Annotated in this window: 12 protein-coding genes; 6 read left to right on the forward strand and 6 right to left on the reverse strand. The window is 70.9% G+C overall.

From position 1 onward, the window contains the following. The first annotated feature begins 161 nt into the window (after window positions 1-161). Together ACFVYI_RS26905 and mscL are read left to right on the forward strand one after the other, a co-directional pair. Window positions 162-488, forward strand: coding sequence for an FmdB family zinc ribbon protein (locus tag ACFVYI_RS26905; RefSeq protein WP_387890064.1), 327 nt, complete (start codon window positions 162-164; stop codon window positions 486-488). Window positions 489-1,189: 701 nt separating this feature from the next. Further along, complete coding sequence (gene mscL / locus ACFVYI_RS26910; RefSeq protein WP_387890067.1) at window positions 1,190-1,609, forward strand: large conductance mechanosensitive channel protein MscL; 420 nt, start codon at window positions 1,190-1,192, stop codon at window positions 1,607-1,609. Between the two features lie 12 nt (window positions 1,610-1,621). Here the strand turns inward: mscL and ACFVYI_RS26915 are convergent, their stop codons facing one another. Together ACFVYI_RS26915 and ACFVYI_RS26920 are read right to left on the reverse strand one after the other, a co-directional pair. Continuing rightward, window positions 1,622-1,900 (reverse strand): hypothetical protein, encoded by a 279-nt coding sequence (locus ACFVYI_RS26915; RefSeq protein WP_387890068.1) that lies wholly within the window; start codon window positions 1,898-1,900, stop codon window positions 1,622-1,624. A 183-nt stretch (window positions 1,901-2,083) separates the two neighbouring features. Beyond that, window positions 2,084-3,055 (reverse strand): sigma-70 family RNA polymerase sigma factor, encoded by a 972-nt coding sequence (locus ACFVYI_RS26920; RefSeq protein WP_329489273.1) that lies wholly within the window; start codon window positions 3,053-3,055, stop codon window positions 2,084-2,086. A gap of 506 nt (window positions 3,056-3,561) precedes the next feature. Between ACFVYI_RS26920 and ACFVYI_RS26925 the strand changes: the two genes are divergently transcribed. Further along, a complete protein-coding gene (locus ACFVYI_RS26925) occupies window positions 3,562-4,371 on the forward strand; it encodes a phosphatase PAP2 family protein (RefSeq protein WP_387890070.1) in 810 nt (269 codons plus the stop codon). A gap of 103 nt (window positions 4,372-4,474) precedes the next feature. After that, window positions 4,475-5,353, forward strand: a complete 879-nt coding sequence (locus ACFVYI_RS26930; RefSeq protein WP_387890073.1) for a carbon-nitrogen hydrolase family protein — start codon at window positions 4,475-4,477, stop codon at window positions 5,351-5,353. Window positions 5,354-5,424: 71 nt separating this feature from the next. Here the strand turns inward: ACFVYI_RS26930 and ACFVYI_RS26935 are convergent, their stop codons facing one another. Beyond that, window positions 5,425-7,926 carry an FtsX-like permease family protein gene (locus ACFVYI_RS26935; RefSeq protein WP_387890076.1) on the reverse strand — a complete coding sequence of 834 codons (2,502 nt, stop codon included), beginning with the start codon at window positions 7,924-7,926 and terminating at the stop codon, window positions 5,425-5,427. 1,717 nt (window positions 7,927-9,643) lie between these two features. On the opposite strand from ACFVYI_RS26935, the gene ACFVYI_RS26940 reads away from it, so the two are divergent. Beyond that, window positions 9,644-10,303 carry an HAD family hydrolase gene (locus ACFVYI_RS26940; protein ID WP_387890078.1) on the forward strand — a complete coding sequence of 220 codons (660 nt, stop codon included), beginning with the start codon at window positions 9,644-9,646 and terminating at the stop codon, window positions 10,301-10,303. Next, a complete protein-coding gene (locus tag ACFVYI_RS26945; RefSeq protein WP_387890080.1) occupies window positions 10,300-11,145 on the forward strand; it encodes a DUF1932 domain-containing protein in 846 nt (281 codons plus the stop codon). Before ACFVYI_RS26940 ends, ACFVYI_RS26945 begins: the two co-directional genes overlap by 4 nt. 13 nt (window positions 11,146-11,158) lie before the next feature. Here the strand turns inward: ACFVYI_RS26945 and ACFVYI_RS26950 are convergent, their stop codons facing one another. The 3 genes from ACFVYI_RS26950 to ACFVYI_RS26960 all read right to left on the reverse strand — a co-directional run bounded on the left by ACFVYI_RS26950 (window position 11,159) and on the right by ACFVYI_RS26960 (window position 13,338). After that, window positions 11,159-11,587 carry a guanylate kinase gene (locus ACFVYI_RS26950; protein ID WP_387890083.1) on the reverse strand — a complete coding sequence of 143 codons (429 nt, stop codon included), beginning with the start codon at window positions 11,585-11,587 and terminating at the stop codon, window positions 11,159-11,161. 137 nt (window positions 11,588-11,724) lie between these two features. Beyond that, entirely contained in the window at window positions 11,725-12,726 is a 1,002-nt protein-coding gene (locus tag ACFVYI_RS26955) for an AAA family ATPase (RefSeq protein WP_387890084.1), read from the reverse strand. Window positions 12,727-12,987: 261 nt separating this feature from the next. Continuing rightward, complete coding sequence (locus tag ACFVYI_RS26960; protein ID WP_387890097.1) at window positions 12,988-13,338, reverse strand: winged helix-turn-helix domain-containing protein; 351 nt, start codon at window positions 13,336-13,338, stop codon at window positions 12,988-12,990. Window positions 13,339-13,834: the final 496 nt, after the last annotated feature.

Consider the following 13,834-nt stretch of genomic DNA (forward strand, 5'->3'; position numbering starts at 1 on the left):
TCCGGCCGGTGCCCTCCGGGGCGCGGGCCCGGGGCGGGAACGGGACACTTCGGCGCGCCCCCGACTCATCTCACATTCGAGTCGCTGGACTGATCCAGCGGAATGCCGCATCATTGACCATCGTTAGCACTCATCAGGCGAGAGTGCCAGGAGGAAGACAAGTGCCCACGTACCAGTACCAGTGCACCGAGTGCGGCAACGGCCTGGAGGCGGTGCAGAAGTTCACCGACGAGGCGCTGACCACGTGCCCCGACTGCCAGGGACGACTCCGCAAGGTCTTCTCGGCCGTGGGTGTGGTCTTCAAGGGCTCCGGCTTCTACCGGACCGACAGCCGTTCGTCGTCCAGCAGCTCGGTGGGCACCGGTTCCTCGGCACCGGCCTCGGGCGCGACCTCGTCGAGCTCGTCCTCGTCGGCGGCCTCGTCCTCGTCCTCGGGCGGCTCGACCCCCGCGGCGAGCCCGGCCCCGGCGGCGAAGCCGGCCGGCTGAGTCCAGACTTCGAAAGGCCCGTGGGCCCGCGCCACCGCGCGACCCACGGGCCTTTCGCCTGCCCGGGGGCGGGCGGGTGCTCCCGGGCAGGCCGGCCCGTGACCGGCGATCTCTGACCGCCGGCGGAGCGGGCGCGGCCCAGGGCGGCCTGCGACCGGCACCCGGCGCCCTGGTGTCCTGGTGTCCCGGTGCCTGGCGTCCACCGGGGGCGGCGGTCAGCCGAGCACCAGCCGATTGCCCCGTACGGGTGTACGAAGTTGTCCACAGGGCCGAGTTGTCCACAGGCCTGGGGAAGGGGATTTCGCCGAACTCGCGGGCCGCCCAGAGTGTGCGTCCAAGAGCCGGACCGCTTCTCGGGCCGGCACCCTGCGACCACCGGCGGTGCCCATGTCGACCACGAGCCTCCCCCTGCCGTTCCCGCTGCCGCTCCCCGCTCCGGCCGTCCCACCGCGGCAGGAGGTGCCGTCCTTCCCGCCGATCCGGCGTGGCGGCGGGCGCCTCCACCGGCTCCGCAGGGCCCTCCGGCACCGGCCCGGGGCGCCCGCACTGATCCTGCTCGTGCTGGCGGCCGTGCTGGCCTTCGGGCCCGCGCGGGCGGGTCTGTCCCCGCCGGGCGCCGCGCCGGTGGGCCGGACGGGTTGTCAATCAGGCACCCTCGAAGATCACCCGTAACCGGACAACGACTTCGTCGTTCACGCGGCATGAAAGGCTTCAAGCAATTCCTGCTGCGTGGCAATGTCGTCGAACTCGCCGTCGCCTTCGTCATCGGCGCGGCCTTCACCGCCGTCATCAACGCCTTCGTCAAGGGCGTGATCAACCCGATCGTCGGCGCCTTCGGGGCCAAGGACCTCACGTCCTACAGCTCCTGCCTCAAGGGCCCTTGCGAGGTGAGCGCGACCGGCGAGGTCACGACCGGCATCCTCATCCTGTGGGGCTCGGTGCTGAGCGCCCTCCTGCAGTTCGTGATCACCGCAGCCGTCGTCTACTTCTGCCTGATCCTGCCGATGACGAAGTTCTCCGCCAGGCGCAAGAGCCTCGCCGAGGTCCAGGCGGAGGCCGAGGCCAAGGAGGTCCTCCTGCTCACCGAAATCCGCGACGCGCTGGTCACGCAGCAGCGCTGAGCGCCTTCCCCGTCAGTCGCCGTGGTGCGGCGGGCGCTGGCTCAGGTACCAGTCCAGTCCCCGCACACCGCCCTCCCCCGCTCCCGGGCGCCCGCCCCAGCCGGCGTCGGTGTCGTCGCGGGACTGCTGGTCCAGCGGGTCCTTGAAGACCAGCCGGGCCTTCGCCGCCGCCTCGGTGCCGCCGGTCGCGGCCTTGGCTCCGCCCGCCGTCGTCACGGCCTCCGCCGTGTCCGTCCCGTCCGCGCCGTCCGTCCTGTCCGCGCTGTCCTGCCCGGGCTGCTGCTCGCTCACCGGCCCGCCTCCGTCTCGCACATCGTCCACCCCTCCAGCCTAGAAGCTCCCCACCCCGGTGCTGCCCGGCCTCCCGGCACGCCCCCGGGCCCCGGTGCGGAGCAGTCCACACCGGGGCCCACGACAGCGGCCGCCACCGCTGTCACCGGCGGCGCAAGCACGACCGACCGCGACCGGGAGGCCTCAGGCGGCCTCGAAGCCCGCGTGGTCGGCGATCCGCTTCAACTCGGCCAGCGCATGCTTCTCGATCTGGCGGATCCGCTCACGCGTCAGCCCGTGCTGCTTGCCGACCTCGGTGAGCGTCCGCTCGCGGCCGTCCTCCATCCCGTACCGCGACCGGATGATCGAGGCCGTCCGGTCGTCCAGGCGCCCGATCAGGCCGTCCAGCTCCTCGCGGCGGAGCATGACCATCACGGCGTCCTCCGGGGACGTCGCCCCGGTGTCCTCGACCAGGTCGCCGAACTGGGTCTCGCCCTCGTCGTCGACCGACATGTTGAGGCTCACCGGGTCACGCGCCCAGTCCAGCACGTCCTTGATCCGTGCCTCGGTGGTGTCCAGCTCGGCCGCGATCTCGGCCGGCTCGGGCTCGCGGCCCAGCTCCTTGGACTTCTCACGCTGGACCCGCCGGATCCGGCCCAGTTCCTCGACCAGGTGGACGGGCAGCCGGATGGTGCGCGACTGGTCGGCGATGGACCGGGTGATCGCCTGCCGGATCCACCAGGTGGCATAGGTGGAGAACTTGAAACCCTTGGCGTAGTCGAACTTCTCCACCGCCCGCACCAGGCCGGCGTTGCCCTCCTGGATGAGGTCCAGCAAGGGAAGACCGCTGCGGGGGTAACGCCGCGCGACGGCGACCACGAGCCGGAGATTGGAGCGGATGAAGACGTCCTTGGCGCGCTCGGCGTCCTCGGCTATCGCCTCCAGCTCCTCGCGCTTGACGCCCTTGGGGAGCTCCGCCTCCTCCAGCAGGTGCTGGGCGTACACGCCGGCCTCGATCCGCAGCGAGAGCTCGACCTCCTCGGCGGCATCGAGCAGGGGCGTCCTGGCGATCTCGTCGAGGTACATGCCGACCAGGTCACGGTCGGCCTCAAGGTTGGTCGGGCGGGCCGCGCGAGTCCGGTCGGCCCTGTCGCGAACGACGGCACGGGTGGCCATGCTTGCTCCCTTTGCTGGTGTTGCCGAGGTCTGCCTGCCTGCCCCCGAGAGGGCAAGAATGCGGGCCCCGAGGGGCTCACACGTAACGATCCAACGAACAGATTCCGGACAACATTCCCAAGTCGCTCAGATTCTTCCAGCGATGCAGTATCCTGCCGGATTTCACCGCGATCCTGGACGGAGGGTGACCACTGCGGCACCACAGGTGTCGGCCGGGTGACCGATCCGGAGCGGCCACCGGCGCCGGGCGGCACTCCCCCGGGGGCCACGGCCGCCCACGCGTGGAGCTGCCGGCCCGCCTCTTTGCACACTCTTCACTTTTGTGAACCATCCGACAGCCGCCCGCGTTCCCGCTCCGCTCGGCCTCGGTCGGCACCCCCGGGCCTCCCGCACCCCGAAGCCGCCCGCGCTCGCGCCCCGGCGCACGCAGGTTCTCCGCACAAAAGATGCCAAATCGCTATCGCCCCGGCGTCCGATCAGCACAACGCATGGGGAAGGTGTCAGCCATGCACCTGACCAACAGCCCGCCGTCGCTCACCCCGCGTAATCGCCATCTGCTCCGGCACGCGGCGCTCGCGGCGGGCTGTGCCGCGCTGTTCGCCGCCCTGGCCACCCTGGTGCAGGCCACCTGGTCCCCGCTCGCCGGCCTCGACCAGGGGTGGACCGACAGCATGCACAGCGACGCCCGGGGCCGAAGAGTCTGGGTCGCCTCGGTGCAGATGCTCTCCGACATCGGCGGCACGATCACCATGCGTACGCTGCTCGGCGTGGCCGCCGTCTGGCTCTGGCTGATCGGGGCACGGGTGCTGGCCTGCTGGACAGCGGCACAGACCCTGGTCGGCTGGGGCCTCCTGTGGGCGCTGAAGCTCTCCTTCGACCGCCCGCGGCCGCACTTCACCGACCCGGTCGCGCACGCCGGCGGCCCGGCCTTCCCCTCCGGGCACGCGATGGCCTCCGCGATCACCTGCGCCGTCCTGGTCGGGCTGGTCTGGCACCGGACCTCACGCGGCGGGCGGATCGCCGCCTGTTCGGTCGCCGCGCTGACGGTGCTGACGGTCGGCTGGACCAGGATCGCCCTCGGTGTCCACTGGCCGAGCGACGTGCTGGGCGGCTGGCTGGCCGCCGGGGTCGTCCTGGGCGCGGTCACCGTCGCCGTCGAACTCCGCCGGCCCGGCGCGCTGGCCCGGGACATCCGACGGGTCAGCTGGCGGACCAGGCCGAGGGTCCAGCGCGTCCTGGTCTCCCCCGTCGCTCCGGCGCCCTACGACCCGGCCTTCGAGGAGGCCGGCGACCGCCCGGACGGCGCGGTCCACTGACGCGAACCGCCGGGAGGCCGGGCCGCGGCACCTCGACGCGGGGCCGACCGGAACCGCGGCCCCGGCCTCGCCCGGCCCACCGGCCACCCCTAGCCTGGCCGCCATGCCGCTTCCTTCGACGCCCGACCGCCCCGCCGCCTCTCCCGACCACCCGGACCGGCCGCTGCGGGTCGCCGCGGCCCAGGCCCAGGCCGTGGCCGGTGACATCCCCGCCAACGTCGCGACCGTCGCCGAACTGATCCGCGAGGCCGCCTCGGCCGGGGCCCGCCTGGTGCTCTTCGCCGAGAAGTTCCTGTCCGGCTACGAGCCCGAGCTGATCCGGACCGACCCCCTCAAGTACACCGTCCAGCCCGGCGATCCCCGGCTCGCGCCGATCGCCGACGCCTGCCGGGAGAGCGGCACCGCCGCCGTCGTCGGCGCGGCCGTGCGGGACGCCGACGGCGAACTGCGCATCTCCGCACTCGTCTTCGGCCCGGACGGCACCATCGCCACCCGGTACGACAAGCAGTACCTCTTCAAGACCGAACGGGACACCTACCGCCCCGGCGACACCGGCTGCACCCTCCAACTCGACGGCTGGCGGCTCGGCCTGGGCATCTGCTACGACTCCGGCTTCCCCGAGCACGCCCGCGCGGCCGCCCTCGACGGCTGCCACGCCTACCTGGTCGGCGCCCTGTTCAGCGTGGGCCACGGCCACCACGAGTCCCGCACCTGGTTCCCGGCCCGGGCGCTCGACAACACCGTCTACACGGTGCTGGCCAACCACATCGGCACCACCGGTGGCTGGCAGACCTGCGGCGCCAGCGCCGTCTGGTCCCCCGACGGCCGCCTCCTCGCCGAGGCCGGCCCGGACCGGCGTGAACTGGTCGTCGTCGACCTCGACCCCGAGGTCCTGCGCGCCACCCGCGAGGCCGAGAGCCTGCTCGCCGACCTCGCCACCCGGCCGCCCGCCACCTCGCGCAGCCGACACCCCCTCGGCTGAGCACGCGCCCCGGTCGGGGGCACGAGCGCCCGCGCCCCCGACCACGGGTACTCCCCGACCGCGGTGGCCCGCTACGCCGCCCGCATGGCGGCCACCACCGTCATCCTGCCCACCCGGCGGGCCGGCAGGACCGCCGCGGCGAGCCCGGCCAGCACGGTCAGCGCCAGCGCCGCGAGCACCGGCAGCACGGGCGGACCACCGACCGTCCCCAGGGTGGAGGTGACCGACCGCGCGGCCGACCAGCCGTAGACCAGCCCCAGGCCCGTGCCGACCAAGGCCCCGGCCGACGAGAGCAGGACCGCCTCCAGCGTGAGCATCCGGCGCAGCTGCTGCCGGGACATCCCGATCGCCCGCAACATGCCGATCTCCCGGGCCCGCTCGCTGACGCTCAGCATCAGGGTGGCCGCGACGCCCAACCCGGCGATCGCCACCGAGAAGCTCAGCAGCGCCATGCTGATCAGCATCATCCGGTCCAGCATCGAGCGCAGGTTCTCGGCCTGCGCGGCCGTGTCGACGACGGTGACCTGCGGTTGGCCGGCCAGGGCCCGGTCCATCGCCTGACGGGCCGCGAGCCGATCGGTGCCCTCCGCCGGGCTGATCCAGAGCGTGGTGACGGCCGCCCCCGGGGCGAGCCGGTCCAGGGTCGTCCCCGTCACCAGCAGGACGCCCCCGCTCTGGAGCGCGAACGGGAGGGTGCTGCGCCCGGGCTCGAACCGCAGGGTGGCGGCGGGCCCGCCCACGGCGGCGCCGATCCGGTGCACACCGTCCGCACCCTCGCCCGGCGCGTCACCGAGGCCGCTGAGCGCGACGCCGTCCGTCAGCGCCCGGGCCCGGTCGACGCCGTCCGCGGTCGAGCTGAGCAGCGCCGGGTCGGCCGCGACCACCAACGTGCTGCGGCCGTCGACCTCCAAGGTGGCCGAGCGGACGGGCGTGACGCCGAGCGCACGTTCCCGCCCGAGCGCGCCGAGCACCCCGGCATGCAGCGGTCCGCCACCGGTGGTGGTCACCGAGAACGCGCCGGGCTGGCGGGCGGAGACCGCCGGCACCAGGGCGTCGGAGGTCATCTCCAGCGCGGTCACGGCGCTGACCATCACCGTCACGCCGAGCAGGAGCGCCGACCCGGTCGCACCGGTGCGCCTCGGATTGAGCCGCAGTTGCTGGGTGGCGAGCCTGCCCGCCGTCCCGCAGAGCCTGCGCGCCGGCACCCCGAGCCCGGCGACCACCACGGGCAGCAGCCGGTGGCAGAGCCGCAGCACCCCGAAGAAGCTGCTGATCGCGCCCAGGGTGACGGCGAGCAGCGACAGCGGCGGCCCGGTCGTCACCCCGGCCGCCAACAGCGCGGCGCCCGCCACCAGCAGCAGTCCGGACAACAGCCCGGCCCGCCACCCGGCCCCGCCCTCGGCGGCACCGGGCGCTCCCCCCAGCGCGGCGATCGGCGCCACGCCCGAGGCGGCCTTCGCCGGCCCGCGCACGGCGAGCACGGTGAGCGCGACACCGAACAGCCCGGCCAGCAGGCAGGTGAGCGGGGACGGCATGAGCGAGATGTGCACCGGCCCGAGGTCGGCACCGCCCGCCAGCGCGGTGGCGGCGCCGCAGATCCCCGTACCGACCAGCACCCCGGCCACCGACGCGCCCGCACCGAGCAGCAGGCCCTGGCGGCGGATCAGTCTCCGGACCTGCGCACGGTCGGCGCCCACGCAGCGCAGCAGGGCGAGCTGGCGGCTCCGCTGGGCCAGGACGACGGAGAAGGTGTTGCCGACCACCATGCGGGCGACGGCGAGGGCGATCAGGACGAACGACAGCGCGGCGATCAGCACCACCCCGTAGAGGGTCCCGCTCTGCCGGGTCGCCTCCTCGACGGCGGCGTCCCGGGTACGCACCTCGGCGCCGTCGAGGGCGCGGCGCAGTGCCTCGGCGGTCTGCGAGCGCGAACTGCCGGGGGCGAGCCGAAGGTCCAACCGGGTGGCGCCGACGCCGGTCGCGTACTGCGCCATCAGGCCCTCCGGCACGGCGAGCACGGGACGTCCGGCCAGGCTGGGCGCGCCGCGCCCGTCCAGGGTGCCCACCAGGCGGGCGGTGGCGACGGTGCCGTCGGCCCGGCCGAGCCGGAGCTCCGAGCCGGGCCGGGCCTCGACGCGCTCGGCGGTGTCGGCGTCCAGCAGGACCTCGTCGGGAGCGCCGGGCCACCGGCCGTCCTTGAGCAGTTGCCAGCGCAGCGCCGGGTCGGTCGCGATCGAGCTCACCGCAGCCGCTTCGTCCAGCGCCCGCCCGCTCGGCGCGAGCACCCCGCCGCGACCGACCAGCCGCAGCACCGCCTCCGCCACCCCCGGCACCTGCCGCGCCCGGTCGGCCGCCTCCGCGTCCAGACCACCCTGCGCCGGGGCCCTGGTCACCTGGATGTCGGCCGGGCCCACCTCGGCGGCGGCGCTCTGGCCGAACGAGTCGACCAGCGCGCCGCTGCCGCCGACCGAGGCGATCAGAAAGGCCACCCCCATCGCGACCGCCGCACCGGTGAGGGCCAGCTGCCGGAACTGCCCGCGCAGCTCGGCCAAGGTGTATCGGTACGTCGTCATCGTTCCTCGTTCGACCCGCCCGACCGGCCGTGATGCGCCGTCAGGATCATGATCGAGCGTAGGTCGGGCAGCGGGCCGCCCTCATCGGCGCGACGTAGCTTCCTCGATCAACCCGAGGGTTGACCCGGAGCCGCACACCTCCTCCCCGAGAGGTACGGCCACCCCTGACCCGGGCACCCGGCCCGGACGCCCCGTCAGGTTCGGGCGACTGCGGGGAACGGCCGCGGACCCCCTCCACCCGTCGCCGCACGGCCGGGGCGCGGCTGCGACGGCGGCGCACGGCATCCGGCGGCGGGCGGCGGGCGGTGACTCGCGCGGTCGCGGGACCGGTCACCGGGCGACCGCATCGGCCCCCGTACGCCCGGACACGGGCGAGCCCAGCACGAGAGCCCCGCGACGGCGACCGACCCACCGCAGCCGCGACCGGCCGCCCGGCGGAGTGCGCAGGAACGCCGCAGGCCCTCCACCCGGATGGGCGGAGGGCCTGCGGCCTGCGCGTTCGTTGTGCCCCAGGCAGGATTCGAACCTGCGACACCGGCTTTAGGAGCACAGTTGTCGCTCACGTGCCGTGACCTGCGCGAAGGCAGTACTTGGTTCCACGCCGAGGTCCAACCGCCACCGCCCGCATTTCCCCGTGGCTCCCCGTCCGTCCTGGCACGTCTGTGGCACGGGCCGGGAGCCTCAACCACGCCAGTCGGCAGAGCGCGACGGCCACGTCGTCGCCCGGCTTGAAGCGCGGCCTGCGAAGGCTGTCCAGTGAATAATCGCGCTGCGACACCTAACCCTGCTGCACATCAGCTGGCGCTATGAGGAACGATCCAGGAAGGGATCCTGCTCCCGGAATGAAGCAAGCAGCTGCCGCAACTGGCCCCGCGAGCACCAGATTCCGTACGACACAGACCAAGTTGCCCGCGATTGTCAGATCGAGAGCATCACTGATCGTCATCGTCTGGCATCCCGAACCCGCAACACAAACAAGTACCACCGATTCCGGCGGAAGCGGGAGATCCGGAAGGTGCGGAAGTACAGCAGCCACTCCCGCGTCGCGGTCCGGCACCTGAGGCAAGTGCGACAGCGGATCAGCTGACCCAGCACTCGGGGCCGGCGCGTGACCCACCACCTCGACTCCAGCATGGGCCTGGCTGGAGTCACCTGCAAACGCCAACCCGGCGCCACCGGTCACCATTGCTGCGGATGTTACTGCAACCACTACCGTACGAGATAATCTACTTGCGAAGCCCATGACAATGCTCCTCAGTGGGCGTCTTTCGCAGTCTCAATTACGCTCGAGCAAATATCCCGCCCGAGCTCTAATGGCACAACGGCACTCCCATGCCAGCATTTCCGATTGGCTGCTGGCTGCACTTCCACTGCAGCATAGAGATGGGGGCTGACGCAACCCCCGGCCCACTGCCTTGAAATACAACGCTGACGCAACCATTCAGAGGCCCGGAGTCGGTAGCTCTCTGCTGCTGACGCCGGGCCATTTCCAGTCCACTCAGGAGTTCACGTGCCAACTCCCGGTCCCCTGCGGTGGCGTCGTCAGAGTGTCTGACGACGACGGACCCTGGAGCTTCCGCGATCCCTCGACAGTTGCTCCTGGTGAGCAGTGGGCCACCCCACAAGTCCATGACGCGCGGAGAGCAGCCGGACCCAACCGCCGAGGAGCCTGCGGCTTAGAACCGAGACGAAGCCGAGCGCGGGTAGGGTCACCGTCATGGGCAGGCTCGTTCTCATGGACCTCGACAACACGCTGATTAACCGGAACGGTGCCGTGACAGATTGGGTCACCGACTTCAGCGTGGCTCGGGGGTTGTCAACAGAGGCCGTCCAAGCGGTGTCCGAGGCCGTTCGGGAGCGCGCGACGCCGGAGACGTTCGAGGGCCTTCGCAGCGCCCTCGGTCTCGCGGAGTCCGCAGTAGAACTGTGGGATAGCTACGTGGCCGGGCTAGCTGCGCGGGTGGTCTGCGCTCCTGCGACGTTGTCCCGGCTCGATCGACTGCGCGTTGCTGGTTGGTCGGTGGGCGTGTTGACCAACGGGGCTACCGACATACAGCGGGCCAAGCTCACGGCTACCGGCATCCTCGACCGCGTGGACGCGGTCTGCATCTCGGAGGAGGCTGGGGCCCGAAAGCCTGAGCCAAAGGCGTTCCAGGTTGCGGTTGCGCGGTGCGGGGGAGCGCTTCTAAGCGATGTCTGGATGGTCGGCGACAATCCGGTGACGGACATCGCTGGGGCCAGTGGGGCCGGTCTGCGGACCATCTGGATCTCGGCTGGGAGCGACTGGACCAGCCCGGACCATGCCCCTGACCACATCGCCGAGACCGCTGCCGATGCCGCAGACTTCCTGCTCGGACTTCCGGAGACTTCACGATGACCATCAAGCCGACCGTCGGCATCCTCCATCCCGGGAGCATGGGCGCCGCAGTGGCCGCCTGCGCCCAACCGAACGCGGCGCGGGTGCTCTGGTGTCCGGCGGGCCGTAGCGCGGCCACCAAGGCCCGGGCCGAGCGGAACGGGCTGGAACCGGTTGCCGGATTGGATGAGCTGCTGGAGCAGGCTCACATCGTCCTCAGCGTCTGCCCACCGGCCGCCGCCGAAGACTTGGCCCGCGCTGTCGCCGATCGGCGGTACGCGGGCGTCTATGTGGAAGCCAACGCGATCAACCCCGAACGGACGCAGCGCATCGCCGCGGTGTTGGACGGATGCGCCCACGCGGTGGTCGACGGCGCTGTGATCGGCTCACCTCCGGTCGGTGGCAAGCGGACCCGGTTGTACCTGTCCGGTCCAGCGGACGCCGTCTCGCTGCTGGAGGACCTGTTCGCCGGTAGCCCAGTAGAGACACCCGTACTGGGCAGCGACGTTGGCCAGGCATCGGCCCTGAAGTTGGCGTACAGCTCCTATCAGAAGGCGTCCCGCGTGCTGGCGGCCGTGGCGTTCGGCGCGGCGCGGGCCCACGGCGTGGACGAAGCGCTGCTGGATGTCGCAGGCAAGCGGCAGGGCAGCTACCTGGTGGAGACCGGATACATCGCCAAGACTGCAGCGCGAGCGTGGCGATGGGGACCGGAGATGGAGGAGGCCGCTGACATGCTGTCCGCCGATGGACTACCGGACGAGCTGTTGCGGGCTGCTGCCCAGACCCTGGCGCGCTGGGAGGACAGCAAAGACCTCGCCGAGCTGACGCCCGACGAGGCCCTTGACCGCCTGGCCCGCCCGTAACGGCCGGACTTATCTACTGCGGACGGCCCACTTCACCGCCTCGTGAGAGCAGCGCGTGGATGAGCCGGGCCGCCTCCGCCGGTTCGACGCTGGCGGTGTCCAGCGACAGGTCCCATGCCTGCGCCGGGTGTGCTTCGACATCGGCCTGTGTGGCGTCCCACGCGGTCAGCCGGGCTTCGGTATCGCTGTCCCCGCGGCCGGCGGAGCGGGCCTTGGTGGTTTCGCGTGAGCACCAGAGCAGTACGGCTGACCAATCCGCCGGGTAGCCCGTCACAAGAGCGTCGATGCCCTCAACCTGGCCCAGATGCACGATCGGGACACCGAGGTCGAACGCGTCGTCCAGTCCGGGGCGATCGATGACGTAGGTGTTGCCGTACCGGCTGTTCTGGTACAGGACGTCGCCGGCCTTCTCCAGTTCGGCGAGTTGCTCACTGGTGCCCATCCGGTAGCCAGCAGACTTCCCCGATCCGACCTTCAGCCGGGAGAACAGCCGGTAGTTCGCACTGACCTCTTGGAGGGCCCGGGTAACTGTGTCCTTTCCGGCGGCCGGTGGTCCATAAAGAATCAGACCCGGGGCAGTCACAGTCCACCGCCACTCAGCACGTCGCGGGCTTGGTCGGCAGCAGCGATGGCCGCGCCGAGGCGGTTATCCACGACGAAGTGCGGACCCTGGGGCCGCAGTTTCAGGTCGATCGCGCCCAGGTACTCGTCCCAGGACTCCATCTTCCACATGTCCCGGGCCGCGCCACGGAACTCGATGTACTCGCGCATTGAGTCTGGGTCACACTCGACCCAGATGGCCGCGACGGTGGCCCGCTTGGCCTTGCAGCGATTGTAGAACCGCTGCATCCAGTCCGCCTGCGAGAATTCCGCAATGAACGGTGCGTCGAGGATCACGGAAGTGCCGCAATCGATGTTGTCCCATGCCGATTCCATCAGGCAGCGGTATTCGAGCGGGCGAATCTTCTCGCGGTAGAGGTCGGAACTCCGGTCGTTTGCTTCGCCGCCAAGCGCCGTTAGGAGCTGATCGACGAGCGGCCGAGTCAGCGAGTCCTTGTCCAGGATCGGCCAGCCGGTGAGGCGTCCGAGGAACTTGGCGAACTCACTCTTTCCGGAGCCTGCATACCCGCCGACCAGGAGAATCATCGGGCCGGAGTTCTCTCCGCTGGCGCGACGCTGCCACTCGTCGATCACGCGGTTGCGGAAAGCGTCGGCATTTACGCCGTCCGCGCCCTCCCGGATGCTGCCGAGAGCTTCGCGGATCGCCTTGGCCAGATCGGGGACAGTCTCTACTGCGCGCTGGTTGGGCACCGTGGTGACCTCTCCGGGGAGAGCCCGGCGAAAGCCCAGTTCCGCCTCGTTCAAGCGGTAGAGAATGCGGTATGCCCGGCGATAATCGGGGCGCGGGTATGAGGTCCCTTTCTCGTGCGCCCAGACCGTCTGAAAGTTCGCGGCAAGGTTGAACTTGTGCCGTTCGCCGATTTCCCGCAGCTTCTCGCCGACTTCCTCAAGGGTCAGGTTGTGGGATTCCCTGGCCTCCCTGAGTGCTGCCGGATTCCAATCTGGGCGTTGCCGAGCCATATTCCCCTCCTAGGAAACTGCTCGTGCCGCGAGTGTAGCGGCTCGTTGAGTCACCAGAAAATCGTGATAGCGGTCGTGATAGCAGTCGTGTAAGAGTTCGCGACTGAATGTCGGTAAGGCTCCGTGATACAGATCTCGCGGCAACGGGTGTGAACTGAACTCCATTCCACCCCAGGAGGCATCAATGAAGTGCCACCCGCCCCAATATGCAGTCAGGGGACCGCAGCGAAGCCGCGATCCCCTGACGCCCCCGCCCGCTGATCACCGGGCTTCAAGCTCCGCGACTCGCGCTTGCAGGTCGCGCAGCTCGCCCCGAACCTCTGCCAGCTCGCGCCGCAGCTGTCCGGCCTCGCCGGCCGTCGCGGCTGCCGCCTTGGAGGCTGCGTCTGAGGTCAGAAAGGCAGCCTTGCCTTGGTGGCTTACGACCAAACCGGTCTCCCGCAGGTGGGCAACGGCCGCCCGGGCGACCGTTGGGGTCACCCCGTAGTGAGCCTGGAGCTTCGCCAGTGACGGGATCTTCCCGTCAGCAGCGAACTCTCCGGCCGCGATCCTTGCGCAAAGGTCGTCCGCCACCTGCCGGTAGGCGGACTTCTCTCCGGTCCATTCGACCATCAGCACTCCACATCCCTCTGCGTCTCTGCCACATAGTGCCGCAACGCCCGGCCGGAACCAACGCTTCCGCATGTCGTGGGACCGATCGGCTTGCCAACTCTGCCTCTCTGCCTCACAGTGGACTCTGAGGCAGAGAGAACAAAGCTCTCTCGAACCTCGCTATTCCCGCACGTCCAACGCCCGGAGGGGTGGGGTGACAGCCCCCCGAAGGAAGCGGCCGTTCCTTGATAACTCAACAGAGTGCTGATCAACGAACGAGTGTCTTTGGTCCCCGATCCGCGCCTCTCGTGGCGGGTCGGGGGTCATGGCTACTCGTGACATGACGAGTGGCTCGGACCCAACAAGTCGGGCCGCCGCGCTCCGGCCAAGGAACGCGCGGCGGCCCTCGGGTCCACACCCACCTAGTGCCGTATCAGGCAACGTTCGCCCCGCGTTCTTGCCGGTCGAGTGCGGCGCGCGCGGGGCACGTAGTCTCGCGGGATGCATTCTCACCTGA

The organism is Kitasatospora sp. NPDC058218, from assembly GCF_042882445.1.
Classification (GTDB): Bacteria; Actinomycetota; Actinomycetes; order Streptomycetales; family Streptomycetaceae; genus Kitasatospora.

Excerpts from the sequence above, each read along its gene's own strand:
- mscL (WP_387890067.1), top strand. The coding sequence starts at position 1,190 with ATGAAAGGCTTCAAGCAATTCCTGCTGCGTGGCAATGTCGTCGAACTC.
- ACFVYI_RS26920 (WP_329489273.1), bottom strand. The coding sequence starts at position 3,055 with ATGGCCACCCGTGCCGTCGTTCGCGACAGGGCCGACCGGACTCGCGCG.
- ACFVYI_RS26925 (WP_387890070.1), top strand. The coding sequence starts at position 3,562 with ATGCACCTGACCAACAGCCCGCCGTCGCTCACCCCGCGTAATCGCCAT.
- ACFVYI_RS26930 (WP_387890073.1), top strand. The coding sequence starts at position 4,475 with ATGCCGCTTCCTTCGACGCCCGACCGCCCCGCCGCCTCTCCCGACCAC.
- ACFVYI_RS26935 (WP_387890076.1), bottom strand. The coding sequence starts at position 7,926 with ATGACGACGTACCGATACACCTTGGCCGAGCTGCGCGGGCAGTTCCGG.
- ACFVYI_RS26940 (WP_387890078.1), top strand. The coding sequence starts at position 9,644 with ATGGGCAGGCTCGTTCTCATGGACCTCGACAACACGCTGATTAACCGG.
- ACFVYI_RS26945 (WP_387890080.1), top strand. The coding sequence starts at position 10,300 with ATGACCATCAAGCCGACCGTCGGCATCCTCCATCCCGGGAGCATGGGC.
- ACFVYI_RS26950 (WP_387890083.1), bottom strand. The coding sequence starts at position 11,587 with ATGGGCACCAGTGAGCAACTCGCCGAACTGGAGAAGGCCGGCGACGTC.
- ACFVYI_RS26955 (WP_387890084.1), bottom strand. The coding sequence starts at position 12,726 with ATGGCTCGGCAACGCCCAGATTGGAATCCGGCAGCACTCAGGGAGGCC.
- ACFVYI_RS26960 (WP_387890097.1), bottom strand. The coding sequence starts at position 13,338 with ATGGTCGAATGGACCGGAGAGAAGTCCGCCTACCGGCAGGTGGCGGAC.